This window comes from Candidatus Arsenophonus triatominarum, assembly GCF_001640365.1.
Lineage (GTDB): Bacteria > Pseudomonadota > Gammaproteobacteria > Enterobacterales > Enterobacteriaceae > Arsenophonus > Arsenophonus triatominarum.
Map to the genome: position 1 here is coordinate 60,407 of NZ_LWMI01000007.1, position 25,490 is coordinate 85,896.

Annotated in this window: 23 protein-coding genes, 3 tRNA genes and 7 pseudogenes; 19 read left to right on the forward strand and 14 right to left on the reverse strand. The window is 37.5% G+C overall.

What is annotated here, in order from left to right; translation table 11 throughout:
• Positions 1–177 precede the first annotated feature (177 nt).
• Together alaS and csrA are read left to right on the forward strand one after the other, a co-directional pair.
• Complete coding sequence (gene alaS / locus AYJ55_RS05290) at positions 178–2,811, forward strand: alanine--tRNA ligase (RefSeq protein WP_063654751.1); 2,634 nt, start codon at positions 178–180, stop codon at positions 2,809–2,811.
• Positions 2,812–3,034: 223 nt separating this feature from the next.
• Positions 3,035–3,220 carry a carbon storage regulator CsrA gene (gene csrA, locus AYJ55_RS05295; RefSeq protein WP_047255015.1) on the forward strand — a complete coding sequence of 62 codons (186 nt, stop codon included), beginning with the start codon at positions 3,035–3,037 and terminating at the stop codon, positions 3,218–3,220.
• Between the two features lie 222 nt (positions 3,221–3,442).
• Here csrA and AYJ55_RS25070 read toward each other — a convergent pair whose 3' ends face one another.
• On the reverse strand, positions 3,443–4,267 hold the full coding sequence (locus tag AYJ55_RS25070; RefSeq protein ID WP_063657243.1) for an IS630 family transposase: 825 nt from the start codon (positions 4,265–4,267) through the stop codon (positions 3,443–3,445).
• Positions 4,268–4,671: 404 nt separating this feature from the next.
• Between AYJ55_RS25070 and AYJ55_RS05305 the strand changes: the two genes are divergently transcribed.
• From AYJ55_RS05305 to luxS, 5 genes are all read left to right on the forward strand, one after another.
• Positions 4,672–4,764, forward strand: a tRNA-Ser gene (locus AYJ55_RS05305).
• 10 nt (positions 4,765–4,774) lie between these two features.
• A tRNA-Arg gene (locus AYJ55_RS05310) sits at positions 4,775–4,847 on the forward strand.
• 75 nt (positions 4,848–4,922) lie between these two features.
• A tRNA-Arg gene (locus tag AYJ55_RS05315) sits at positions 4,923–4,999 on the forward strand.
• A 185-nt stretch (positions 5,000–5,184) separates the two neighbouring features.
• Positions 5,185–6,744, forward strand: coding sequence for a glutamate--cysteine ligase (gshA, locus tag AYJ55_RS05320; protein WP_063654753.1), 1,560 nt, complete (start codon positions 5,185–5,187; stop codon positions 6,742–6,744).
• Positions 6,745–6,900: 156 nt separating this feature from the next.
• Positions 6,901–7,416, forward strand: a complete 516-nt coding sequence (gene luxS / locus AYJ55_RS05325; RefSeq protein ID WP_063655130.1) for an S-ribosylhomocysteine lyase — start codon at positions 6,901–6,903, stop codon at positions 7,414–7,416.
• A gap of 31 nt (positions 7,417–7,447) precedes the next feature.
• Here luxS and AYJ55_RS05330 read toward each other — a convergent pair whose 3' ends face one another.
• Together AYJ55_RS05330 and AYJ55_RS05335 are read right to left on the reverse strand one after the other, a co-directional pair.
• Positions 7,448–8,740 carry a CNNM domain-containing protein gene (locus AYJ55_RS05330; RefSeq protein WP_063654755.1) on the reverse strand — a complete coding sequence of 431 codons (1,293 nt, stop codon included), beginning with the start codon at positions 8,738–8,740 and terminating at the stop codon, positions 7,448–7,450.
• Between the two features lie 50 nt (positions 8,741–8,790).
• Positions 8,791–9,582 carry a cytochrome C assembly family protein gene (locus AYJ55_RS05335; protein WP_063654758.1) on the reverse strand — a complete coding sequence of 264 codons (792 nt, stop codon included), beginning with the start codon at positions 9,580–9,582 and terminating at the stop codon, positions 8,791–8,793.
• A 179-nt stretch (positions 9,583–9,761) separates the two neighbouring features.
• Here AYJ55_RS05335 and ffh point away from each other — a divergent pair, with 179 nt between their 5' ends.
• From ffh to tyrA, 7 genes and pseudogenes are all read left to right on the forward strand, one after another.
• Positions 9,762–11,123, forward strand: coding sequence for a signal recognition particle protein (ffh, locus tag AYJ55_RS05340; protein WP_063654760.1), 1,362 nt, complete (start codon positions 9,762–9,764; stop codon positions 11,121–11,123).
• 146 nt (positions 11,124–11,269) lie between these two features.
• Positions 11,270–11,518 carry a 30S ribosomal protein S16 gene (gene rpsP / locus AYJ55_RS05345; RefSeq protein WP_063654762.1) on the forward strand — a complete coding sequence of 83 codons (249 nt, stop codon included), beginning with the start codon at positions 11,270–11,272 and terminating at the stop codon, positions 11,516–11,518.
• 12 nt (positions 11,519–11,530) lie between these two features.
• Complete coding sequence (rimM, locus tag AYJ55_RS05350; protein WP_063654764.1) at positions 11,531–12,079, forward strand: ribosome maturation factor RimM; 549 nt, start codon at positions 11,531–11,533, stop codon at positions 12,077–12,079.
• 34 nt (positions 12,080–12,113) lie between these two features.
• Positions 12,114–12,869, forward strand: a complete 756-nt coding sequence (gene trmD / locus AYJ55_RS05355) for a tRNA (guanosine(37)-N1)-methyltransferase TrmD (protein WP_063654766.1) — start codon at positions 12,114–12,116, stop codon at positions 12,867–12,869.
• 56 nt (positions 12,870–12,925) lie between these two features.
• Positions 12,926–13,279 carry a 50S ribosomal protein L19 gene (rplS, locus tag AYJ55_RS05360; protein ID WP_032115480.1) on the forward strand — a complete coding sequence of 118 codons (354 nt, stop codon included), beginning with the start codon at positions 12,926–12,928 and terminating at the stop codon, positions 13,277–13,279.
• Between the two features lie 352 nt (positions 13,280–13,631).
• A pseudogene (locus AYJ55_RS05365) lies at positions 13,632–14,750 on the forward strand (3-deoxy-7-phosphoheptulonate synthase).
• A gap of 14 nt (positions 14,751–14,764) precedes the next feature.
• On the forward strand, positions 14,765–15,877 hold the full coding sequence (tyrA, locus tag AYJ55_RS05370; protein ID WP_063654768.1) for a bifunctional chorismate mutase/prephenate dehydrogenase: 1,113 nt from the start codon (positions 14,765–14,767) through the stop codon (positions 15,875–15,877).
• Here the strand turns inward: tyrA and AYJ55_RS05375 are convergent.
• The 6 genes and pseudogenes from AYJ55_RS05375 to AYJ55_RS25080 form a co-directional block, all read right to left on the reverse strand.
• Positions 15,874–16,278 (reverse strand): annotated as a pseudogene (locus AYJ55_RS05375) (transposase); the annotation flags it as partial. The gene tyrA and the pseudogene AYJ55_RS05375 overlap by 4 nt on opposite strands.
• Positions 16,279–16,722: 444 nt before the next feature.
• A pseudogene (locus AYJ55_RS05380) lies at positions 16,723–17,295 on the reverse strand (transposase); the annotation flags it as partial.
• Between the two features lie 326 nt (positions 17,296–17,621).
• Positions 17,622–17,798, reverse strand: a pseudogene (locus tag AYJ55_RS28185) (transposase); the annotation flags it as partial.
• A gap of 34 nt (positions 17,799–17,832) precedes the next feature.
• A complete protein-coding gene (locus AYJ55_RS05390; protein ID WP_063654041.1) occupies positions 17,833–18,294 on the reverse strand; it encodes an IS630 family transposase in 462 nt (153 codons plus the stop codon).
• Complete coding sequence (locus tag AYJ55_RS05395; protein WP_063653651.1) at positions 18,291–18,650, reverse strand: IS630 transposase-related protein; 360 nt, start codon at positions 18,648–18,650, stop codon at positions 18,291–18,293. The genes AYJ55_RS05390 and AYJ55_RS05395 overlap by 4 nt, the downstream gene beginning before the upstream one ends.
• Before the next feature lie 29 nt (positions 18,651–18,679).
• Entirely contained in the window at positions 18,680–18,946 is a 267-nt protein-coding gene (locus AYJ55_RS25080) for a transposase (RefSeq protein ID WP_074167940.1), read from the reverse strand.
• Between the two features lie 88 nt (positions 18,947–19,034).
• Between AYJ55_RS25080 and AYJ55_RS05400 the strand changes: the two genes are divergently transcribed.
• Positions 19,035–19,934, forward strand: a complete 900-nt coding sequence (locus AYJ55_RS05400; RefSeq protein WP_063654770.1) for a transposase family protein — start codon at positions 19,035–19,037, stop codon at positions 19,932–19,934.
• 100 nt (positions 19,935–20,034) lie between these two features.
• Here AYJ55_RS05400 and AYJ55_RS35085 read toward each other — a convergent pair.
• Positions 20,035–20,115, reverse strand: a pseudogene (locus AYJ55_RS35085) (transposase); the annotation flags it as partial.
• A gap of 149 nt (positions 20,116–20,264) precedes the next feature.
• Between AYJ55_RS35085 and AYJ55_RS05405 the strand changes: the two are divergent.
• Together AYJ55_RS05405 and AYJ55_RS05410 are read left to right on the forward strand one after the other, a co-directional pair.
• Positions 20,265–20,630 carry an IS630 transposase-related protein gene (locus AYJ55_RS05405; protein WP_063653415.1) on the forward strand — a complete coding sequence of 122 codons (366 nt, stop codon included), beginning with the start codon at positions 20,265–20,267 and terminating at the stop codon, positions 20,628–20,630.
• The gene (locus AYJ55_RS05410; RefSeq protein WP_063653499.1) at positions 20,599–21,087 is read left to right on the forward strand and encodes an IS630 family transposase; all 489 of its coding nucleotides are present in this window, start codon (positions 20,599–20,601) and stop codon (positions 21,085–21,087) included. Before AYJ55_RS05405 ends, AYJ55_RS05410 begins: the two co-directional genes overlap by 32 nt.
• A gap of 15 nt (positions 21,088–21,102) precedes the next feature.
• Here the strand turns inward: AYJ55_RS05410 and AYJ55_RS35630 are convergent, their stop codons facing one another.
• The 4 genes and pseudogenes from AYJ55_RS35630 to bamD all read right to left on the reverse strand — a co-directional run bounded on the left by AYJ55_RS35630 (position 21,103) and on the right by bamD (position 23,664).
• Entirely contained in the window at positions 21,103–21,297 is a 195-nt protein-coding gene (locus AYJ55_RS35630) for a transposase zinc-binding domain-containing protein (protein WP_074167941.1), read from the reverse strand.
• A 500-nt stretch (positions 21,298–21,797) separates the two neighbouring features.
• A pseudogene (locus tag AYJ55_RS35635) lies at positions 21,798–22,195 on the reverse strand (IS256 family transposase).
• A gap of 201 nt (positions 22,196–22,396) precedes the next feature.
• Positions 22,397–22,593, reverse strand: a pseudogene (gene hpf / locus AYJ55_RS25100) (ribosome hibernation-promoting factor, HPF/YfiA family); the annotation flags it as partial.
• A gap of 297 nt (positions 22,594–22,890) precedes the next feature.
• Positions 22,891–23,664 (reverse strand): outer membrane protein assembly factor BamD, encoded by a 774-nt coding sequence (gene bamD / locus AYJ55_RS05425; protein WP_245677279.1) that lies wholly within the window; start codon positions 23,662–23,664, stop codon positions 22,891–22,893.
• Positions 23,665–23,755: 91 nt separating this feature from the next.
• Here bamD and rluD point away from each other — a divergent pair, with 91 nt between their 5' ends.
• Together rluD and yfiH are read left to right on the forward strand one after the other, a co-directional pair.
• Complete coding sequence (rluD, locus tag AYJ55_RS05430; RefSeq protein WP_063654773.1) at positions 23,756–24,733, forward strand: 23S rRNA pseudouridine(1911/1915/1917) synthase RluD; 978 nt, start codon at positions 23,756–23,758, stop codon at positions 24,731–24,733.
• The gene (gene yfiH, locus AYJ55_RS05435) at positions 24,734–25,468 is read left to right on the forward strand and encodes a purine nucleoside phosphorylase YfiH (protein WP_063654774.1); all 735 of its coding nucleotides are present in this window, start codon (positions 24,734–24,736) and stop codon (positions 25,466–25,468) included. It abuts the gene before it with no gap.
• The last annotated feature ends 22 nt before the right edge of the window (positions 25,469–25,490 follow it).

Here is a 25,490-nt window from a genome sequence, read left to right on the forward strand (position 1 = left end):
ATGTATTAATACAACACATCAGTTAGTAGATTCTTGTCACCGATTTAGTCATAAAACAATTTAAGGATTTCTGAGGTTTGCCAGGTAAAAATGCCGTCGGTAACTTGATTGATGATAAAAATGTGTTTATTACATCAAGTCATAGATCTATTTTTCCAGTTTGATTTCAGGATAATTATGAGTAGTAAAAGCACCGCTGAGATCCGTCAAGCGTTTCTCGGCTTTTTTCATACTAAAGGGCATGAAGTTGTACCTAGTAGTTCATTAGTACCAAATAATGACCCAACATTATTGTTTATTAATGCAGGCATGAACCAATTTAAAGATGTATTTTTGGGATTGGATAAAAGAGCTTATTCTCGAGCAACAACCGCACAACGTTGTGTTCGAGCTGGAGGCAAACATAATGATTTAGAGAATGTTGGTTATACTGCTCGCCATCATACTTTTTTTGAAATGTTAGGTAACTTCAGCTTTGGTGATTATTTTAAACAGGATGCAATCAAATATGCCTGGGAACTACTGACAAGTGAGCAGTGGTTTAATTTACCCAAAGAGCGACTTTGGATCACCGTTTATCACACTGATGAGGAAGCTTATAATATTTGGCAGCAAGAAATTGGCATTCCTGCTGAGCGTATTATTCGGATAGGTGATAATAAGGGTGCTCCTTATGCTTCTGACAATTTCTGGCAAATGGGGGATACCGGTCCTTGTGGCCCTTGTACAGAAATTTTTTATGATCATGGTGAACATATTTGGGGAGGGCCGCCAGGGTCACCTGAAGAGGATGGTGATCGCTATATTGAAATCTGGAATATTGTTTTCATGCAATTTAACCGCCAGTCTGATGGCAGTTTAAAGGAACTTCCAACGCCTTCTGTTGATACAGGTATGGGGCTTGAACGTATTGCCGCTGTATTACAACATGTTAATTCAAATTATGAGATTGATTTATTTCGTCAATTAATTGCTGCTATTGCCAAAGTGATTGCTTTATCGGATCTGAATAATAAATCGTTACGCGTCATCGCTGATCATATTCGATCAAGCGCTTTTCTTATTGGTGATGGGGTATTTCCGGCTAATGAAGGACGTGGATATGTATTGCGTCGTATTATTCGTCGAGCGGTTCGTCATGGATATATGCTAGGAGCAAAAGAGACATTTTTCTATAAATTAGTTGCACCATTGATTCAAGTAATGGGTAAGGCAGCTGATGAGCTAAGATCTCAACAAGCAACGATTGAAAAAACATTGAAGAATGAAGAGGAACAGTTTGCTCGTACTTTAGCGCGTGGACTGCAACTATTGGATGATGAATTAGCACAATTACAAGGCAACACTTTAGCTGGCGAAATTGCATTTCGCCTCTATGATACTTATGGTTTCCCATTTGATTTAATCGCTGATGTTTGCCGTGAACGCGATATTAAAGTCGACGAGTTAGGTTTTAACGCTGCGATGGAGCAGCAAAGATATCGAGCTCGAGAGTCAAGTGGATTTGCGATCGATTATAATGATGCCATTAAAGTAGATAGTCATAGTGATTTTTCAGGCTATGAAAATAACAACCAACAAGCTACAGTAACGGCTATTTTTCATCATGGTAAGCCTGTCAATGTATTAAACCAAGGTGAAGGAGGGATTATTATTCTTGATAAAACCTCTTTTTATGCTGAGTCAGGTGGTCAGGTTGGTGATAGCGGTATACTTAGCAATAGCCATTGTCAATTTGCTGTGTCTGACACACAAAAATATGCTCAAGCAATTGGACATATTGGTAAAGTAATGACTGGCTCAATAGCGGTAAATAATTCGGTCGACGCAAGAATTGACATTGAACGTTGTAAAGCTATTCGTCTCAATCACTCAGCTACCCATTTGTTGCATGCCGCTTTGCGTGATGTATTGGGAAATCATGTAAGCCAAAAAGGATCTTTAGTGAATGAGAAATATTTGCGTTTTGATTTTTCTCATTTTGCTGCAATGACGCCAATGCAAATACGCCAAATAGAAGATATCGTAAATTATCAAATTCGTAAAAATGACCCTATTATAACGACATTAATGGATTTAGAGGCGGCAAAAGAAAAAGGTGCGATGGCGCTTTTTGGTGAAAAATATGATGCACAGGTACGCGTTCTCAGTATCGGCGATTTTTCTATTGAGTTATGTGGCGGCACTCATGCCAATCGGACTGGCGATATAGGATTATTTCGTATTAGTAGCGAATCGGGTACGGCAGCTGGAATTCGGCGGATAGAAGCTATAACAGGGCAAGTTGCTATAGATGATCTTCATCAGCAATCCAATTTATTGGCTGAAATTGGCCAATTAATGAAAGGTGATGCTAATAATCTAATGGAAAAAATTAAAATGACATTAGATAAAGTTAAGTTATTAGAAAGGTCGTTAGATCAATTAAAAGGGCAACAAGCTGCCCAAGAAAGCGTTTCTTTAAGTCAACAAGTTAAAAAAATTAACGGAGTTAACCTATTAGTTACTCAGTTAAATAACACTGAGCCTAAACAGCTACGTATCATTGTGGATGACTTAAAAAATCAATTAAAATCAGCAATTATTGTGCTTTCTACTATAAGTAATGATAAAGTCAGTCTAATTGTTGGTGTAACCAATGATTTGACTGCTAAAATAAAGGCTGGTGATTTAATTTCATTTGTTGCGCAACAAGTAGGCGGAAAAGGGGGTGGTCGCCCTGACATGGCTCAGGCGGGCGGCTCTAATATAACAGCACTTCCTGCTGCATTAGCATCAGTTGAAGAGTGGGTTAATTCGCGCTTGACATGAATTAACCATGAGGGTTGCATAACTTAATTATGCAACCTTTAACGGATTGTTTTTAAATGACCTAAGTACAAAATTATATTTTTAGCTACAATATTAGTATGATGATTGCTTTAGGTTAAATACTTTAGGTGAATATCATTGCTTTACGTTTTCACGGTGTGTGATGGATAATAGCGGGGGAAACCTAGAGACCCGACTCTTTTTAATTTTCAAGGAGCAAAGAATGCTTATTCTGACTCGTCGAGTTGGTGAAACGCTCATGATAGGCGATGAGGTAACAGTAACGGTACTGGGTGTAAAAGGCAATCAGGTACGTATAGGGGTTAATGCACCCAAAGAGGTTTCTGTTCACCGTGAAGAAATTTATCAACGGATCCAAGCTGAAAAAAGCCAGCCCGATAATCAGTAATTTTTAGTAAAGCGTTCATTCTTAGGTATATGTTAATTATATTTATAGAATGAGCGCTGTTTCTTATTGCCATCTATTTTATGTCTGTATTTTTTTAAGTTTAGTATCCTATAAAACCAATTAGATAGATTGTAAAAAATGTCTTTTTTTAGTATTTTTTTTACATTATGAATCAAATGCCGGATTTTAATTGTTAGATATAGCTAGGCGACTTAATTTTGATTACAGCATATGTATTAAAAACAGGTCATCGATAGTGCATCCTGTTTCCATCTTTTTACGTTTAGCTTGAGACCATTTATGTTCTATAGGATTTAAATCTGGTGAATACACAGGCAAATATTCTATCTGGTGTCCTGCGTTTATAATTGCCTGTTCAATATTCTTACCTTTGTGAAAGCTAGCGTTGTCCATAAAAATAACAGAATTTTCAGGAAGTTCTGGGAGCAATATTTTTGTGATCCAAACATAAAAAACATCACGGTTAATATTGCAATCAAATAATCCGATAGCAAAAAGGGTTGTTCCCAATAAAGCGCCAATAACATTTGTTCTTCCCTTAGCACCCCAGTTTTTCAGACCAAAACAACGGTGACCTTTTGGGGAATAGCCGTGAGTTCGTGGAGTGTCATGTGAAAAACCACTTTCATCAATAAAAACAACAGATTTATCTTTTTTTTTCATACTGTTGTCTTTTTTGCTGATGTGCCAGCCTGTCGCTTTCGTTGGTTTTTGGATGGAATAGAGTTTTTTTTTATAGGTTAATCCCAGCTTTTTAAGGGATTGCCAAATAGTCTTTTTACAAACACCGAATCGCTCTGCCCGTTCCTTTTGGTAAGCATCTGGATACTGTTCCACATCTTTTGCTAAAGCATTTTTATCGAGCTTCCTCTTACGTGGCGTTGAATTTTTTGGCTCTGGTCGTTTAAGCCAACGTACTAAAGACGCTTTTCCAATACGGAATTGTTTCGCAGTTTCTCGAATTGTTAAACCTTCGGCTTTCCTTACAGATATTACTTTACGTCGAAAATCAATTGTATAACTCATAACACACCTTGTAATCAAAATTAAGTCGCCTAGCTATACCAACGCATTTTTTAAAATACTTACAGATAAATCAATAGATTATTAGCTGACATAACTTATAAAAAGAAAATGTTTAGGTTAACTAATTTTACTCTGGAATAGTTTTCTTTATTAAAGGATAAGAACCTACTTTTGATCTGTTTTTTTCTGTTAATTTTCCTGTTTTGACGATTTTTTATTGGTGAATATAGAATGCTATATTATTTTATTTCGTTGTTACACTACTCATCTTGATTGTGAAATGTGCAAACGAACTAAAGAACGTAAAAAGATCGGAAAAATTGTTTGACTTCTAAGTCTGGGAAAGTAATATGAGCGCCACGCAACAGAGAGATGGTTTGAAATTGTCTCGTTGCTTATTCGATGGTGAGGTGGCCGAGAGGCTGAAGGCGCTCCCCTGCTAAGGGAGTATGCGGTTAATAGCTGCATCGAGGGTTCGAATCCCTCCCTCACCGCCATTTTGATAGTGTATCCATAGCTCAGCTGGATAGAGTACTCGGCTACGAACCGAGCGGTGGAGGTTTAAATCCTTTTGGATGCGCCGTTAATTTTAGAATAAAGAATATTGTTTATTAAAGCTAACTAGCGTATCTTTAATAATAGCAAAACAAAAATTGCATCCATAGCTCAGCTGGATAGAGTACTCGGCTACGAACCGAGCGGTCGGAGGTTCGAATCCTTCTGGATGCGCCATATCATAAAACCCTGTCAATCAATGGCAGGGTTTTTTGTTTTATAATTAAAATGTGTTTGTTAATAAAATATACGATTACTTTAGTGATTTGCTCTAGATAATCTAGACGGCGACAATTTTAATTATTTACGCTAAAGTAACTTTTCTAAAAGTAAAAATAACGAACGGATAACGGGAGGTTAATTTGATCCCGAATGTATCAAAAGCGCTATCATGGTTAGAGGCACGTCCTAATATTTTACATGGTCTTCGTCGAGGTATTGAACGTGAAACACTGAGAATTACACCAACAGGCGGATTGGCTAAGTCTCCGCACCCTGATAGTTTAGGGAAAGCGTTAACTCATCCATGGATCACGACTGACTTTGCTGAAGCTTTGTTGGAATTCATCACCCCAGTTGATAATAATATTGGGCACGTTCTGGCATTTTTAAGAGATTTACATCGTTATACAGCACGTCATCTTGATCATGAATTGATGTGGCCATTAAGTATGCCTTGTTTTATAGAGTGCCAAGATAACATTAAATTGGCTCAATATGGTGTTTCTAATATTGGTCGTTTTAAAACTTTATATCGGGAAGGATTAAAGAATCGTTATGGGGCGTTAATGCAAACAATTGCAGGGATCCATTATAATTTTTCTTTACCGGTTGAATTCTGGCAAGCGTTGGTTGGTGTTAAGGATGCCGAAAGTGGTAAAGATGAAATTTCTGCTGGTTACTTTCGACTCATTCGTAATTATTACCGCTTTGGTTGGGTTATCCCCTATTTATTTGGAGCCTCGCCTGCAATTTGTGGTTTTTTTTTGCATGGAAATGCCAGGCATCTTCCTTTTGAGAAGACAGCTAAAGGAACCTATTATCTCCCTTATGCCACATCGCTACGAATGAGTGATTTGGGATATGCCAACAAATCTCAAAGTGATCTGAAAATCACCTTTAATGATCTAACGACTTATGTTACTGGTCTTAAGCAAGCAATAAAACAGCCTTCACCCGAGTTTACAAAATTAGGTATATACAATAAAGATGGTAAACATTTGCAGCTGAATACCAATATTTTACAAATTGAAAATGAGTTATATGCGCCGATTCGACCCAAACGAGTACTTATTGGTGATGAATCGCTATCTGATGCACTGTTAAACAGAGGAATCGAATATATTGAAGTTAGAGCTTTGGATATTAACCCATTTACTGCCATTGGTATTGATGAAGCGCAGCTCCATTTTCTTGATCTCTTTTTAATCTGGTGTGTATTAGCGGATGCGCCCGTGATAGATGAAAGAGAATTAAATTGTTGTCGCACGAATTGGAATCGAGTGATCCTTGAAGGTCGTAGACCTGGACAAATAATCGGTGTGGGTTGTGGTGAATCAATGAGACCTTTAAAAGAGGTAGGGCAGATATTATTTGATGATTTAATTAGAGTTGCTGATGTGTTAGATGTTAGTGGCAATACGCGATATCGTGAAATTTGTTCTCAATTGATAGCAATGTTTGAAAATCCAGATCTTACTTATTCTGGCCAAATATTATCCCCGATGATTGAACAAAGTATTAGTCAATATGGTTTGCAATTGGCCAAGACCTATTATCAACAATTAAGTAATGAACATTATGAAGTGATTACTGAAACTGAGTTTACTAATGTTCGTCACACCTCGATTAGCAAACAGTTTGCAATTGAACAAGCGGATAAAATAAGTTTTGAGCGCTACTTAAAGACACATATCGGGTAAGAATAAAAGAAATGGCCACTTTGAAGTGGCCAAAATAAAATCTCTTAGAGAATAGGATGATAACAACAATTTTCGCGTCTTGCTAAAATAAGACTTGCGATATGAAAGGAAGTTCCATATATTTTGTAAAAAATTAATTTTTTGGAGATCACAGTAATGCCATTACTTGATAGTTTTATGGTTGATCATACCCGGATGAAAGCACCTGCTGTGCGTATTGCTAAAACGATGAAGACTCCTCATGGTGATGCGATCACGGTATTTGATCTTCGTTTTTGTGTGCCAAATAAACAGCTATTAACGGAGAAAGGTATCCATACATTAGAACATTTATTTGCCGGTTTTATGCGTGATCACCTCAATAGTAGCGATGTAGAGATTATTGATATTTCACCGATGGGATGTCGTACGGGATTTTATATGAGTCTAATCGGCCAGCCTAATGAACAATCTGTTGCTGATGCCTGGAAAATGGCCATGCAAGATGTACTTAAAGTGACGACTCAGAATCAAATACCTGAGTTAAATAAATATCAGTGTGGTACTTATGAAATGCACTCTTTAGTTGAAGCTCAGCAAATTGCTCGCAATGTGATTGAAAGTGGCATTGTGGTTAATAAAAATAACGAATTAATGTTATCGAAAGAAAAGTTAACGCAATTATCACCATAAAATAGCCTATAAAAAGCGGCTAAAATGATAGCTAGGATGGTTTTTGTTCTATCGTAAAGGGCAAGTCAATAGGCATTGCTCTAACTTGTTTAATCACGTTACCATTGATAGCTAATACTATAAAACGGTACTTACCTATTAGGATTTCAGTATTTAGCATTGGAATGTCACCTAGCTCTTCTAATAACAGACCATTTATAGTTCTGGCGCCGTCAACCGGTAAGTGCCAATCAAAAGCTTTATTGATTTCTCGTATATTAGCAGTACCATCAATTAATACAGAACCATCGGTTTGTGGTAAAGCTTCCTCGGCTAAACTGGGAGACATTGAGGTGGTAAAATCACCAACAATCTCTTCAAGAATATCTTCTACTGTTACCAGCCCTTGAATATCACCATATTCATCAACAATAATACCTACTTTTTCATTATTATGTTGAAATTTTATTAGCTGTGTATTTAATGGCGTATTCTCTGGAATAAAATAAATTTTATCCGCAGCTCTGATTAGATTTTGCTTGTTAAATTCTTTCTTTTCGACCATTAGTCGATAGGCTTCACGAACACGTAGCATGCCGATAATATCATCAAGGGTATCTCGGTAAAGAACAATTCGACCGTGTGGTGAATGAGTTAATTGGCGGATAATCGATTTCCATTCGGTATTAACGTCGATCCCAACGATTTCATTGCGAGGAACCATGATGTCTCCTACAGTAACTTTTTCTAAATCTAAGATTGAGATCAACATATCCTGATTACGGCGAGAAAGTTTACTTTTGGATTCATTAACAATCGTGCGCAATTCATCTTTGCTAATCGCATCACTGCTAATAATGGATGATTTAATACCAAAGAAATGCATGAACATAAGGGTGATAGTGTTAAATAACCAAACAACGGGTAACATCAATTTCTGTAGCGGTTTAAGTAGAAGACTGCTAGGAAAAGCCACTTTTTCTGGATAGAGTGCCGCCATTGTCTTTGGTAGCACTTCAGCAAAAACCAGGATCACAAAAGTTAAGATACCAGTAGCGATGGCAACACCGACATCACCATAAAGTCTCATACCAACAATAGTTGCTAACGATGAGGCCAATATATTAATCAGATTATTACCAATCAAAATAAGACTGATTAGGCGATCTGGTTGTTTTAATAGTGATTCAACGCGACGAGCAGCTTGATGGCCATGTTTGACTAAATGGCGTAATCGATATCGATTAAGGGTCATCATTCCTGTTTCTGAGGCAGAAAAATAGGCTGATAAGATAATCATGACAATAAGTATGATAATTAAAGTACTTGTTGAGACCTGCTCCAAGGTAAAATTCCTATTTTGTTCATTAGTTAATCATAAAATAGTCTAAAAAATTAAATGACGATTACATGCTGTAGTAATCGATTACCAAAAAAAGCCAATGTTAAAATAAATGCGCCAATCAGATTAAAAACAATCACCCTTCTACCGCACCATCCGTGATGAAAGTGACCCCATAACAAAATAATGTAAATAACCCAAGCACAAATAGATAAAATAGCTTTATGGATGTTTTCTTTATTAAAAACATTATCCATAAACATCATTCCTCCTGTCCCGAGGGTGAGTGTCAGTAAAATGACCCCAACTTGTATAATGTGGAACATTTTACGTTCAATAACCATTAATGGTGGCATATCAGGTGTAAATATTAATTTTTTATTTTTTAATTGATAGTCTAATAAAGCTAATTGTAGGGCATATAAAGCGGCAATTATCAGGGTTGCATAGCCTAATAGTGCTAATCCGATATGAATAAAAGTCGCCACACTTGCTTCTAAGTGCGTAATAAACTCACCGGGCATAATGGTTGCTAATAGTAAGTTGATAATAGACAAACTATAAACGATTGGTAGTAGGAACCAGGCGCGGCCGTTAAAGGCAACAATGGTCATAATGATACTAATTAACAAACTGACGATAGAGCCTAAGTTTAATAAAGTTAAATTCTGGCCTCCGCTAACAAAGATCAATGTTTTTAATGCGATACAATGACTTACCAGAGCAATAACCGCTAATATGAGTGTCAGCCTGGCATAAAGTTTTTGTTTACCAGCTAAAGCTGGCATGATGAGTATCACACTCAAAAAATAGGTACTAATGGCGATAATAGCGAATACTGGCATAATATTTTTATTTGTTAGCTAATTTATTAAATGTGAGTTAATTAGTATAGCGTTTGCCAGCATTGCCTCCAACAATTGTTCACTATTCTTATGAAACTCGATGCAGAGATTGAATTATCATCGTGTTATAATAAAAATTAACTGACAGCAGATCCCTTTAACAGAATTGAGTTAAGCACATGTTTGATAATTTAACTGACAGACTTTCGCGTACATTGCGTAATATTAGTGGCCGTGGAAGATTGACTGATGACAATATTAAAGAAACATTACGTGAAGTTCGCATGGCGTTATTAGAAGCTGATGTTGCTTTGCCAGTCGTACGCGAATTTATTCAATCGGTAAAAGAAAGTGCAGTAGGTCAAGATGTCAATAAAAGCCTAACACCGGGCCAAGAATTCGTTAAAATTGTGCAAAATGAGCTCATTAAAGCGATGGGTGAGGAGAACAGTGCTTTAAATTTAGCCGTACAACCTCCCGCTGTTATTCTTATGGCCGGCTTGCAAGGTGCGGGTAAAACCACCACTGTGGCTAAATTAGGCAAATTATTAAAAGAAAAACAGAAGAAAAAGGTTTTAGTGGTTTCTGCTGATATTTATCGTCCTGCGGCTATTAAGCAATTAGAAACACTCACTCAAACAGTCGGGATTGATTTTTTTCCATCAACTACAAGCGAGAAACCCGTTGAGATTGCGACTAATGCGCTACAACATGCAAAATTAAAATTTTATGATGTGCTAATCATCGATACCGCTGGTCGTCTGCATGTTGATGAAGCCATGATGGAAGAAATTCAGGCAATCCATCGCGCCATTAATCCAATTGAAACCCTATTTATCGTTGATGCGATGACTGGGCAAGATGCCGCTAACATTGCTAAGTCTTTTAATGAAACGTTGCCATTAACCGGTATTATATTAACGAAAATTGATGGTGATGCTCGTGGTGGTGCCGCATTATCAATCCGTCATATTACGGGTAAACCGATTAAATTTTTGGGTATAGGCGAGAAAATTGATGGCTTAGAGCCTTTTTATCCTGACAGGATTGCCTCTCGTATCCTTGGTATGGGAGATGTCTTATCACTGATTGAAGAGATAGAAAGCAAAGTTGACCGTGAAAAGGCGGAGAAGCTTGCTCATAAACTTAAAGAAGGGAATAGTTTTGATTTAAATGATTTTCTTGAGCAGCTTAAACAGATGCGAAATATGGGCGGTATGGCGAGTATGTTAAGTAAAGTGCCAGGCATATCCCAAGTTCCTGATGCGGTTAAGTCACAAATGGATGATAAAGTGTTGGTTAGAATGGAAGCGATTATTAGCTCGATGACCACTAAAGAACGACAAAAACCAGAGATTATTAAGGGATCACGCAAGCGGCGTATTGCAGCCGGTTCTGGCACACAGGTACAGGATGTTAACCGACTACTTAAACAGTTTGATGATATGCAGCGCATGATGAAGAAAATGAAAAAAGGCGGGTTAGCTAAGATGATGCGTGGGATGAAAGGTATGATGCCACAGGGTTTCCCTGGCGGTTAACAACCAGGCATTAAATAAACAATTCGTACTTTTGATTGCTTTTTGTCTTAAAAAGAGTAAAATGCTGGGGAGGGGGGGCTTTTTATATACAACCAGACTCTATTCCTAGATAGGGTCTGGTTGTTTTGTTAACTAATGAGGATGTTATGGTAACAATTCGTTTAGCTCGTGGTGGCGCAAAGAAGCGTCCGTTTTATCAAATCGTTGTCACAGATAGCCGTAATGCGCGTGATGGTCGCTTTATTGAGCGTATAGGCTCTTTTAACCCTATCGCATCAGGTAAAGCAGAAGAGTTGCGTCTAGATTTAGATCGTGTTGAGCATTGGGTTGGGTTGGGTGCATCAGTTTCTGATCGTGTTTCGACACTGATCAAACAAGCAAAAAAAGCAGCTTAATTTACTACGGTGGTGAGCAAAGAGGTTTGCCTTAAGATCCCTGTTAATCCTATTGTGTTAGGAAAATTAGGCTCTGCGCATGGCATTCGTGGTTGGCTCAGAGTTTTTTCATCCACCGAATATACCGAAGATATTTTTGAGTATCAGCCTTGGTTTATTCAACGTTCAGGTCAGTGGCAACGACTGGAATTAGAAGGTTGGAAACATCATAACCAAGATATTATCATTAAAATAAAACATATTGATGATAGAAGTGCTGCTAATTCAATGGCTAATTGCGAAATTATCGTCGATTCAGCACAACTACCTATACTTGAAGGTAATGAGTATTATTGGAAGGATCTGATTGGTTGCCAGGTCATAACTACTAAAGGTTATAGTTTGGGCTATGTTCAAGATTTAATGGAAACAGGCTCAAATGATGTACTGGTAATTAAGGCAAATCTGAAAGATGTATTCGGTATTAAAGAACGGTTAATACCGTTTCTTGATGAACAGGTGATCAAAAACGTTGATCTTACTACTAAAACAATTGAAGTAGATTGGGATCCTGGATTTTAAACGCCGATTGAAGATTTTATGAGTGGAACGCAAGATGTGGATTGGGATTATTAGCCTGTTTCCAGAAATGTTTCGCGCAATAACCGAGTATGGAGTGATAGGTCGTGCAGTAAAAAATGGCCTATTGAATATACAGTGTTGGGATCCGCGAGATTATACTCACGACAGGCACCGCACTGTAGATGATCGCCCTTATGGCGGTGGTCCAGGTATGTTGATGATGGTACAACCTCTTAGAGATGCCATTCATGCAGCAAAATCTGAGATCGGTGAAGATGCTAAAGTAATTTATCTTTCACCACAGGGATGCAAACTTAATCAGCAAGGTGTTTGCCAATTGACGGCAAATAAAAAGCTTATTTTAGTTTGTGGTCGATATGAAGGTATTGATGAACGGATCATTGAAACTGAAATTGATGAAGAATGGTCAATTGGTGATTATGTTCTTAGCGGAGGAGAATTACCAGCAATGGTAATGATCGATTCAATTTCCCGGTTTATTCCTGGTGTATTAGGGCATCATGCATCAGCGGAAGAAGATTCTTTCATGACTGGGTTACTTGATTGTCCTCACTATACCCGTCCTGAGGTGTTAGAAGGTATGGAAGTTCCGAGTGTCTTATTGTCGGGCAACCATGCTGAAATAGAGCGTTGGAGAAGAAAACAGTCACTAGGCCGAACTTGGCTTAGAAGACCTGAACTTCTAACAAGCCTAGCTCTGACTGACGAGCAGAGAATGTTGTTGGCAGAATTCCAACAGGAATATGAAGAACAGCAACGTATTAATTGAGACATTGTATCACACTGTCTTGTATATATCAGTTTACCTAGGGTAAGAGAGTAATTATGAGCAACATTATTAAACAGCTTGAAGAAGAGCAAATGAAGCAAAATATCCCTTCATTCCGTCCAGGGGATACCGTAGAAGTTAAGGTATGGGTGGTTGAAGGTTCTAAAAGACGTTTGCAGGCATTTGAGGGCGTGGTTATCGCTATTCGTAACCGCGGTTTGCATTCAGCATTTACTGTTCGTAAAATTTCTAATGGTGAGGGTGTTGAGCGTGTATTCCAGACACATTCACCAGTTATCGACAGTATCACAGTTAAACGTTGTGGTGCTGTTCGCAGAGCTAAATTGTACTACCTGCGAGAGCGTTCTGGTAAAGCAGCTCGTATTAAAGAGCGCTTGAACACTAAATAATTCGCTTTTCGCTTCGCTTCATCCTAAAATCTTAAAAGCTCGCAATTTTTGCGAGCTTTTTTATTACCTATTTTCAGCTTATTGCATTATTCGTTGTTATTTTTATTAAATCTTTTGTGTAATTTTTTATAAACGGGAAAATATTTTTCTTTATTTGAGGCGTAAGTTTTTTTGTTTATTTTCATTAGATTATATATTTTTTGTTCTGCTTTCATTTTATTAGTAAAGTAAATGTTACTATGTGTCGTTGTCATTGGATTGTATTGTTTACAGTTCATGTTATCGTATAGCTGAATTTCAAATCGGTGTAATGCAATGTAGGAAAAAAGTTAAACAGGTAAAGATAATGATCATGCAAAAAGATGAGCTTAATAATGTTAATATTTCTGATGAACAAATTTTAATTACACCGAAAAAGCTTAAAAAATATTATCCATTGGATCATAATAACCAGCAAATAATTAGCCAATCTCGCCGAATTATTGCTGATATTATTCAGCATAGTGATCCACGGTTGTTAGTCATTTATGGCCCCTACTCTATCCATGATGTGGATGTAGCGCTGGAATATGCTCATTGTTTAAAGCAGTTAGCAATCAAACTGAGTGATAGTTTATATATTGCCATGCGGGTTTATTTTGAAAAACTACGAACCAGTACGGGCTGGAAAGGTCTGATTAGCGATCCGATGATGGATGGTTCTTTTGATATGGAAAAAGGACTACATATCGCACGTAAACTACTATTATCGCTTGTCGATATGGGATTGCCATTAGCGACAGAAACACTTGATCCAAATAGTCCACAATATTTAGGTGATTTATTTAGTTGGTCCGCTATAGGTGCTAGAACAACTGAATCGCAAACACATCCACGAGTTTCGCACAGGCATATAAAATTCCAGAAATGGCTTCAGGACTCTCCATGCCGGTTGGTTTTAAAAATGGTACTGGTAGTAATTTAGTTACAGCAATTAATGTAATGAAAGCTGCGCAATGCCACATCGGTTTATGGGTATTAATCAATCAGGTCAGGTTTGTTTATTACAAACACAAGGTAACCCTGATGGTCATATCATTTTAAGAGGAGGGGAAAAGCCAAATTACAGTGTGCAAGATATTGCAAATTGCGAAATACAGATGCGCAATGCTAATTTATCACCCTCTTTAATGATTGATTGTAGCCATGGTAATTCCCAAAAAGATTTTCGCCGTCAACCGCAGGTTGTTGAATCTATTCATTGAACAAATTACAAATGGTAATCGGTCAATTACGGGTATGATGCTGGAAAGCCATATTAATGAAGGAAGTCAATCTTCAGAACAATTACGTTATAAAATGAAATATGGTGTTTTTGTCACTGATGCTTGTATTAGTTGGGAAACCAACAGACGCAGTATTAAGAAAATTACATACTAAAATTCGTTCAATACGTAAAGAGCGAATTAAGACCCTAGAAAAAGCAAGTTAATTCAAGGTAAATTGATGTCAGCAGAATTATTACAATTACGTCAACAAATTGATGAAATCGATAAATCATTACTAGCTTTATTAGCAAAAAGAATGCAATTAGTGACGGCAGTTGGTGAAGTAAAAAGCCAAAAAGGGTTACCTATCTATGTGCCAGAGCGTGAGGCTTCAATGTTGGAGGCGCGTCGCAAAGAAGCGGAAAAAATAGGTATTGTCCCTGATCTGATTGAAGATATCTTACGTCGCATTATGCGAGAATCTTATCTGCATGAAAATAATCAAGGATTTAAAAAATTAAATGCTGATCTAGGGCTGATTATCATTGTAGGTGGTCAAGGTCGGATGGGAAAATTGTTTAGTCGCTTATTTAGACTCTCGGGCTATGAAGTTTATAGTTTGAGCGAACAAGATTGGGATAGGGCTGATGAATTATTGGCTAATGCGGCTGTAGTAATGATTAGTGTTCCCATCCACTCAGCGCTAGAAGTTATCCATAGATTGCCGAAATTGTCTGAAGATACATTATTGATGGATATCTCTTCTATTAAGCAGCAACCGCTTGAAGCTATGTTATCAGTGCATAATGGGCCTGTTGTTGGCTTACATCCCATGTTTGGCTCAGATGTAAATAGTATTGCTAAACAGGTTATTATTTATTGTGAAGGGAGAAATCCACAAGCATACCAATGGTTATTAGAACAATTGACTGTTTGGGGAGCCAGATTACATAAAATCAATGCTGTAGAACATGATAAATGTATGGGATTTATCCAGGCACTTCGTCATTTTACTACTTTTGCTTATGGACAATATTTATCTGAACAAAAAGTCGATCTGCAACAATTGTTAACCCTTTCATCGCCCATTTATCGATTAGAGTTAGCAATGGTTGGACGTCTGTTTGCTCAGGATCCACAGCTTTATGCAGATATTATTATGGCATCCGATCAAAACATTGATTTAATTGCTAAATATTACCAAAGTTTTGGTCATTCTGTTGCATTGCTTAAAGAGAAAGATAAGGAAGAGTTTATTTCTCAATTTGAGAGAATTAGCCAATGGTTTGGTCAAGATGCTAAACGGTTCATGCAAGAAAGTAATACATTCACGAGTTTCGCACAAACCTAATTTGGGTATACTAATAACCCCCTGATCTGCTCAGCAATAGCATTTTTGATTACATGCCAATTTTGTTGATAAAGAGTTATTTTTTCAGATATACGGCGTTTATGTTGTTCAAACCACGCAGAAATTGCGAGAAAAATATGATTTCTTTGCGCCCGACTCGTGCGAGCCTGACAGCGTTCAATACCACAATTTTGTTTAACTTCTCGATGATAAACTTCAACAGACCAACGGGCATCCATGATAGATTTGACATATTGACGGGTGGGATTGTCTTTGTTTGTTACTAAGTAATTAATACGGCCGTTTTTGGCTATAAATTTGAAAACTGTCATCCAACCATAACCTCGTAAGTGTATTAAGGGTCCTTCTTCTGAGATGTCTAACTTGTTCAATTGTATATTAACCTGAGTTCGGGATAAGGATCCTAATTTTTTATCACATACACGAGTTTCGCACCAATAAAAAAACGCTCTATTTTTAAGTTTAATTCAGCATAATATATAAATAGACAAAATCTTATAAATTAAAAGCAACTTATTGTAATTTAAACAAATTTATACGTTTTAGTAACTTGTAAATTAACCATTGCTTTTAAGCTATTTCTGGAATTTTATATGCCTGTGCGAAACTCGTGACATATTCAAATAGTTAATTTAAAATAATTACATAAAACAGTATTAATTTTGGTTTTTTTCATGATTTTAGTAGAGAAACATAGCTTCTTTTTTAACCTGCTATCACTAAGAATTTTCCTGTTTTTTTATCTTCTTGATTTTAAAATATTTTTTGATAAATCGGCTATTTTTATTTTCTCACAACTATCGCTTATCCCGAACTCAGGTTATATTACGGTTAACAATCCGATTTTTTCTCAGCGTAGTTACCCAAACCCAACCATGAGATCGAATTGATTCCAGATTATCCAGGCTAGAATACCAAGCATCCATCGCTACCGCTTCAGGCTTGATCCCTCTTTTTTTAGCAAGAGCGAGCATTTCGGAAAAGTACGTATTTTTTGTTTTTCCATCGGAATCTTTATCATAAATACGATAATCAATAGGAATTGATTCAACAGTTGTTAGATTATGCCAAAGTAAATTAACTAAACCTATGCCAGCAATAACATCATGTTCGTTACCTGAATACTGATAATGAACCATCTCTATTTTTTTACTACGTGTTTTGGCAATTAGTGTATCGTCAGCTATTAGTACACAAGGGCTTTTTTTGTCTATAGATGTTTCAACTAATCTCCATAGCTCTTTAGGTCGAAAACACTTGCTTTTTAGCCATCGACTAATAGTGTCATGAGACAAAGGTGATGGGCTTACTTCTGATAACGCCAAACCAGAGCATCTTACACTGTTTACTTGTAAGAATGTTTTGTAGATATCTTTAATGCATGGATAAGCTGACAAAATATAAACATCCTAATTTTTTCTTGTTTTGAACTTTTATACCACGAGTTTCGCACCAATAAAAAAACGCTCTATTTTTAAGTTTAATTCAGCATAATATATAAATAGACAAAATCTTATAAATTAAAAACAACTTATTGTAATTTAAAAAATTTGTACGTTTTAGTAACTTGCAAATTAACCATTGCTTTTAAGCCATTTCTGGAATTTTATATGCCTGTGCGAAACTCGTGGTGATTTTTTCCCACAATAAGAGACAAGCAAGTGGATCGACTTTAAAGACGTGTTGATACATGTTTCGCCAGGTGACTTTTTTAGCGGGTTTTTTATCTTGCTGGGCTAAAGGGATAAACAACCTCCGTTAACATTTTTCGCATCCGTGCTGATGGACTTAAAAAGCCGTAATAGCGGATCATGTGAAACCATTTTTCTGGCACATGAGACGCAAACTGGGTAATAAATTCATCGGATGTCATGACCAGGTCTTCCTGTTTTTTCGTGCGGTGGCTCTTATATAGCTAGGCGACTTAATTTTGATTACAGCATATGTATTAAAAACAGGTCATCGATAGTGCATCCTGTTTCCATCTTTTTACGTTTAGCTTGAGACCATTTATGTTCTATAGGATTTAAATCTGGTGAATACACAGGCAAATATTCTATCTGGTGTCCTGCGTTTATAATTGCCTGTTCAATATTCTTACCTTTGTGAAAGCTAGCGTTGTCCATAAAAATAACAGAATTTTCAGGAAGTTCTGGGAGCAATATTTTTGTGATCCAAACATAAAAAACATCACGGTTAATATTGCAATCAAATAATCCGATAGCAAAAAGGGTTGTTCCCAATAAAGCGCCAATAACATTTGTTCTTCCCTTAGCACCCCAGTTTTTCAGGCCAAAACAACGGTGACCTTTTGGGGAATAGCCGTGAGTTCGTGGAGTGTCATGTGAAAAACCACTTTCATCAATAAAAACAACAGATTTATCTTTTTTTTTCATACTGTTGTCTTTTTTGCTGATGTGCCAGCCTGTCGCTTTCGTTGGTTTTTGGATGGAATAGAGTTTTTTTTATAGGTTAATCCCAGCTTTTTAAGGGATTGCCAAATAGTCTTTTTACAAACACCGAATCGCTCTGCCCGTTCCTTTTGGTAAGCATCTGGATACTGTTCCTTTGCTAAAGCATTTTTATCGAGCTTCCTCTTACGTGGCGTTGAATTTTTTGGCTCTGGTCGTTTAAGCCAACGTACTAAAGACGCTTTTCCAATACGGAATTGTTTCGCAGTTTCTCGAATTGTTAAACCTTCGGCTTTCCTTACAGATATTACTTTACGTCGAAAATCAATTGTATAACTCATAACACACCTTGTAATCAAAATTAAGTCGCCTAGCTATAGCGTAACGTGATGTTATTTTCGCCAGAATAATGTTTTAAGCGACTGAGCGAGACAGGGGGTTTCTTTAGATAAAATCCGAGATAAAGGGTGACATGGGTAATATTGGAAAGAATATCAGAAAGATTAATATTCCACCCGCGCTTGTAGTGAGTGTTAAGTAATTGATTCCATGATGCTTTACTTTTTCCTTCAGCTTTAAGCTCATCGGGAATGGTGAGCGTGTAATAATGTTTTCTCAATAATGCCGTTATCGCCACATTAAAATAGTTGCTGAATAGAGAGTTGCATTTTTTGTCACGCTATAGACAATAAAAAGAGGTTTAACTTAGAAAATAACGGTTTGAAATGATCAACAAAGAGCGGTTGTTACGAGATAATCGTTTATGTAAAGCAATCATTGGATTATCAGTCGAAGAATTGAAAAATTTAGCCGCTGAATTTTCAGCTTGTTATTTGATTTATCGGAAAAAGAATCGAAAAGATCACGAGCGGCAGATGGGTGCAGGGCAGAAAGGATTTATCCCAACCCCATTAGATAAACTGCTTTTTATTTTATTGTATTTAAAATGTTATCCGACCTATGATTTGCAAGGACTTCTTTTTGGTTTAGATAGAACACGGGTATGTCGCTGGGTAAAAATATTATTGCCGGTTTTAGAGATGACCTTGGGGCGAGAATATGTTTTGCCCGCTCGTCAAATTCGCTCTGCTGAGGAATTTTTTCGCGCCTTTCCTGGAGTTAAAGACGTCTTTATTGATGGGACAGAGCGACCTGTCCAAAAGCCTAAGAATCTGCGTCGGCGAAAAAAAATGTATTCGGGAAAGAAAAGACAGACCACTCGAAAAGGGCTTATTATGACTGACGAAACGAGGAAAATTGGATTTATCCCCATGATCAAAAATGGGCGCCGTCACGATAAACGCTTACTCGATAAAGTCGATATAATTCGCCATATTCCCCCTGAGGTAACCATCTGGGCCGATACCGGTTTTCAAGGTATAGATAAACAGCATCCTAATACACAAATCCCAAAAAAAGGAACTCGAAAAAGACCTTTATCGCCTGAACAAAAACAAGAAAATAAAATAATCTCGGGCATCCGTATTACGGTTGAACACGCCATCGCGGGTATCAAGCGCCTCGGTTGTATGACCCAAATTTTACGGAATCGTAGACCCTTTATTGATGATACCTTTTTACTCCTTAGTGCCGGTCTTTGGAATTTCCATCTCAGAACAGCCTAAAATTTACTTCAATCACCGAAATACCCTTATTTCACTATTAAGCAACACGCTTATTGTCATAATGTTTTCGCGATAAAAGCTGATATCCCGCCAGGTATTCTTATTTAGTCACCCCGCCGGCTGTGGTTGAAAAATGAATATGCGGATGCCATTTTGGGTCTCGTCTCCAGGTATGGATGGCAGTGAAAACGCCCGGGTGATATTGAGGTCACGGCAGATGGTTAATATCACATCAGCGGCTAATCGATTCATTTCACCGAGAAGCCAACGGTTGGCGCGAATAATAGGCCAATATAGCTAGGCGACTTAATTTTGATTACAAGGTGTGTTATGAGTTATACAATTGATTTTCGACGTAAAGTAATATCTGTAAGGAAAGCCGAAGGTTTAACAATTCGAGAAACTGCGAAACAATTCCGTATTGGAAAAGCGTCTTTAGTACGTTGGCTTAAACGACCAGAGCCAAAAAATTCAACGCCACGTAAGAGGAAGCTCGATAAAAATGCTTTAGCAAAAGATGTGGAACAGTATCCAGATGCTTACCAAAAGGAACGGGCAGAGCGATTCGGTGTTTGTAAAAAGACTATTTGGCAATCCCTTAAAAAGCTGGGATTAACCTATAAAAAAAACTCTATTCCATCCAAAAACCAACGAAAGCGACAGGCTGGCACATCAGCAAAAAAGACAACAGTATGAAAAAAAAGATAAATCTGTTGTTTTTATTGATGAAAGTGGTTTTTCACATGACACTCCACGAACTCACGGCTATTCCCCAAAAGGTCACCGTTGTTTTGGCCTGAAAAACTGGGGTGCTAAGGGAAGAACAAATGTTATTGGCGCTTTATTGGGAACAACCCTTTTTGCTATCGGATTATTTGATTGCAATATTAACCGTGATGTTTTTTATGTTTGGATCACAAAAATATTGCTCCCAGAACTTCCTGAAAATTCTGTTATTTTTATGGACAACGCTAGCTTTCACAAAGGTAAGAATATTGAACAGGCAATTATAAACGCAGGACACCAGATAGAATATTTGCCTGTGTATTCACCAGATTTAAATCCTATAGAACATAAATGGTCTCAAGCTAAACGTAAAAAGATGGAAACAGGATGCACTATCGATGACCTGTTTTTAATACATATGCTGTAATCAAAATTAAGTCGCCTAGCTATATTCACAATGCATGGTAAAAGTGATGTGCTGCCAAGGAACTTCGGGTAACCAAGCTAGCGTATTGTTAATCCATTGTAGGCAAGCTTTGACGCCACAATGTGGGCAGCTTCGACTTTTGCAGGTAAATTTAACCCGTTTCTCAGAATTACATTGAGGGTTAGGACAGCGCCAAATTGACCACCCCATAAGCGAAGTGCCGCTTTACCATGGTTTCCATCACAACAGTGCGGACACTATCAGGGGGTTGGCGATTAAGCCAATTGAGCCAGCGTTGACCAAATTGAAAAACATGACTAAAACGCGGTGACATAAAAGGGACCAAAAGATTGAGACAATAGGTATCGGGTTATACCAGTACTAACAAGCAATGACAAGTCGTGGCCATAGGCGACCATCTTGGAGAAAGATAAAATGGCGAAATGGTTATTACAAGGCGGCAAGATCTATCTCTTTTGCGAGGGTGTTCATAATTCTGTGTCAGGGGATTTTATATTTTGATTATACCTATCTAGGCGCCCTTTAAAATAGATGGACAATTGAGCAATGGTTAACGCCCAGTTACTAATCGGCATAGTCCATTTGTTGGATACCTGATTGATGCCAATATAGAGTAATTTTAATAAGCTGTTTTCATTAGGAAAAGCCCCTTTGGTTTTAGTTAATGTTCTACTGCCGATGAACCGCCTCTACTGCATTGGTCGTATAAATGGGTTAGGGTATCGAAAATAAGCACTGAGCAACTCCCATTTACTTCGCCAGGATTCTAGCACTATCGGGTATTTTTCACCCCATTTCGTTTCCAGTTCATCAAGGGCAAGCTCAGCAGCCGCTTTAGTATCTGCACGATAAACCGGCTTTAAATCAGCCATAAAGGCTTTTTGGTCTTTACTGGCATATAACGTAAGCTATTGCGAATTTGATGAACTACGCATAGCTGAACTTCTGTCTGCGGGAAAATACTGGCTATCGCTTCTGGAAACCCTTTTAATCCGTCAACACAAGCGATTAAAATATCTTGTATACCACGGTTATGTAAGTCAGTCAGAACGCTCAGCCAATGATGTGCTCCTTCTGTTTCAGACATACACGAGTTTCGCACCAATAAAAAAACGCTCTATTTTTAAGTTTAATTTTTAATTCAGCATAATATATAAATAGACAAAATCTTATAAATTAAAAGCAACTTATTGTAATTTAAACAAATTTATACGTTTTAGTAACTTGCAAATTAACCATTGCTTTTAAGCCATTTCTGGAATTTTATATGCCTGTGCGAAACTCGTGTATGTTTTGCGCTAGCAAATAATTTTCCATTAGATGTATGAATGTTGGCGCCGACAATAAACTCTTGAGGCTCTTTTGATAGCACAATGCGAGGATTAATTAAACTCGCCATTTGCTAAGTTTATTCAAACGTTCTTCAATGTGGTGACGTATAGCAGGTGTAATTTCTATGCATTTGCTTGTTATACTAACTATCATATCGCTACCTCACTTATCATTGAGTTGTGGATGTTTTCAGAATAGCGATAATTAATAGAAAAAAAGTGATCTTGATTGGTTTTATTTGGTCTCTGGTTAAAGTAATAGTGAGATTGTGATGCATTATCAAAAAAAGATGCCTGCTACTTGCATAAGATACTGGTTTTTTGCATTATTGCTTGATTGAGCTATTTTTATCGGTTTAAAAAGTTAGCATCTGGCTAAAACTCTTTTTATTATAAAGTTAAAAACAGCAAAATAGCTTTGCTGTTTTTAATCAATAGTTTCTAACAATTTCTAGGCAGGGTTAGCTGCAATTAATTCTGCAACCTTATTTTTTTCCTGTGTTAAACCTAACTTATTATAGGCTATTTCCATGTATTTTAATGCATTGCGTGTTGACTGGGTATCAGGATAATTTTTTAGCATCTGTTCAGTGCGATTAATCACAGCAACATAAGCACCACGTTTATTATAATATTTAATAATAGCCAGTTCATATTTTGCTAAACGCTCTTTTAGGAAGGCTAAACGTTTGCTAGCATCTGTTGCATACAGACTATTTGGATAAAAACGAACCAATTGGCTAAAGTCTCTAAAGGCTACAATTGCATGTTGAGGATCGCGATCTGAGTGATCAATACCAAAAAAATCTTGTAGGGCACTATCGTCTAACGCTTGTGCTGTAAGACCGCGCATATACAAAACATAGTCAATATTGGGGTGTGTTGGATTCAGGCGAATAAATCGGTCAATGGTTGCTATCGTTAATGGCAGCTCCGCTGATTTATAGTAGGCATAAATCATATCCAGCTGAGCCTGTTGGGCATAAGGGCCAAATGGATAACGATTATCAAGGGTTTCCAATAATTTAATTGCCCCTTTATAATTACCGTTTTGTAGTTTCTCTTGGCTGCTGGTATAGATATCAGTGGGAGAGCTTTCTGGTACAGTATCCTTATTGCTGGAGCATCCGGTAACAAATAAAATCAATGTGGCTGCTGCCAGCAGATATTTTATACTTCTAATCACGTGGTTATTTCCTCTGAATGTTTTTGGGGCGATCTCCATAAAGCCCCTGACGGAATATGAGTTACAATAGCACATATTTTAATTAAAACGGCACTGCCGTCAAAATGTAAACTTTACTGTAGATAATTTTATGGCTCAACAATTACAACTCCAGGCGCAAATTCTAGAATCGCAACTTGGCCAACGTTTAGACCAAGCATTAGCTGAATTATTTCCTGATTATTCTCGCTCACGAATAAAAGAGTGGATTTTAGATAATAGAGTGCAGGTAAATGGCAAAATTATAAATAGGCCGAAAGAAAAAGTATTTGGTAGCGAACAAATTGCCATTGATGTACTTATTGAAGATGATATGCGCTGGCAGCCACAAAATATTCCATTAAATATTGTTTATGAAGATGACGAAATAATTGTCATTAATAAACCTCGTGATTTAGTGGTTCATCCTGGTGCAGGGAATCCTGATGGAACGGTACTAAATGCACTTTTATATCGTTATCCTGAGATTATTAATGTTCCACGAGCGGGGATCGTTCATCGGCTTGATAAAGATACTACAGGGTTAATAGTTATTGCAAAAACGATACCTGCCCAGACTCATCTGGTTGAAGCTTTACAGCTAAGAGAGATTACGCGTGAATATGAAGCGGTAGTAAATGGTCGTATGACTGCTGGTGGAACGGTAGATGAACCTATTGCTCGTCACCCAACTAAGCGAACACATATGGCCATTCACCCGCTGGGCAAACCCGCTATTACCCATTATCGGGTGATGGAGCATTTTCGCGCTCATACCAGGCTTAGATTGCGGTTAGAATCGGGTAGAACGCATCAAATTCGTGTTCACATGGCGCATATTAATCATCCTTTAGTTGGCGATCCGGTATATGGTGGCCGTCCACGCCCATTAAAAGGTGTTTCGGAAGAGTTTCGTCAAGTTATGAACAATTTTGATCGTCAGGCACTCCATGCCACGATGTTACGTTTATATCACCCTCGTACAGGTATTGAAATGGAGTGGCACGCAGATATTCCTGCAGATATGGTTATACTAATTAATATACTTAAAGCAGATGCAATGATGCACAAAGATGAGATGGATTGGTAAATGGATAGCTTAATATATCCGGACTGGCCGCAACCTAAAACAGTCATGGCTTGTAGTACAACCCGTATTGGTGGCGATAGTTTGCCACCTTATGACAGTTTCAATCTAGGCTTACATGTCGGAGATCAAACGAGATTAGTGGAACAGAATCGCAGTAGCTTAATGAAAATTGCACAACTACCAACACAGCCTTACTGGCTTAATCAGGTACATGGCATGCATATTATCGATTTGGCTAACGAAAAAAATGGTAATCGGCAAGCGGATGCTGCATATAGTAGCGAGCGAGGACAGGTATGTGTCGTGATGACAGCAGACTGTTTGCCTGTTTTACTCTGTAACGAACAAGGTACGGAAATTGCTGCCGTACATGCTGGCTGGTGCGGTTTGTGTGATGGGATCCTGGAAAAGGCAATAAAACAATTTAAATCACAGGGTTCCTCTATTATGGCCTGGTTGGGACCGGCAATTAGTGAGGAAAAATTTGAAGTAGGCAGTGAAGTCAGGGATGCTTTTATTGAACATGATGCAGAATTAGTGCAAGGTTTTAAAGCTTATGATAATGGTAAATATCTCGCTGATCTCTACTTGCTAGCGCGTTTGAAATTAAATGCAGTGGGTGTCCAAAATATTTATGGTGGAACCTATTGTACGGTTAGTGAGCCAACGCGTTTTTTTTCCTATCGGCGTGATGGCGTAACAGGACGAATGGCATCATTGATCTGGTTAAAATAAATCTTTAATCAGATTAATTATT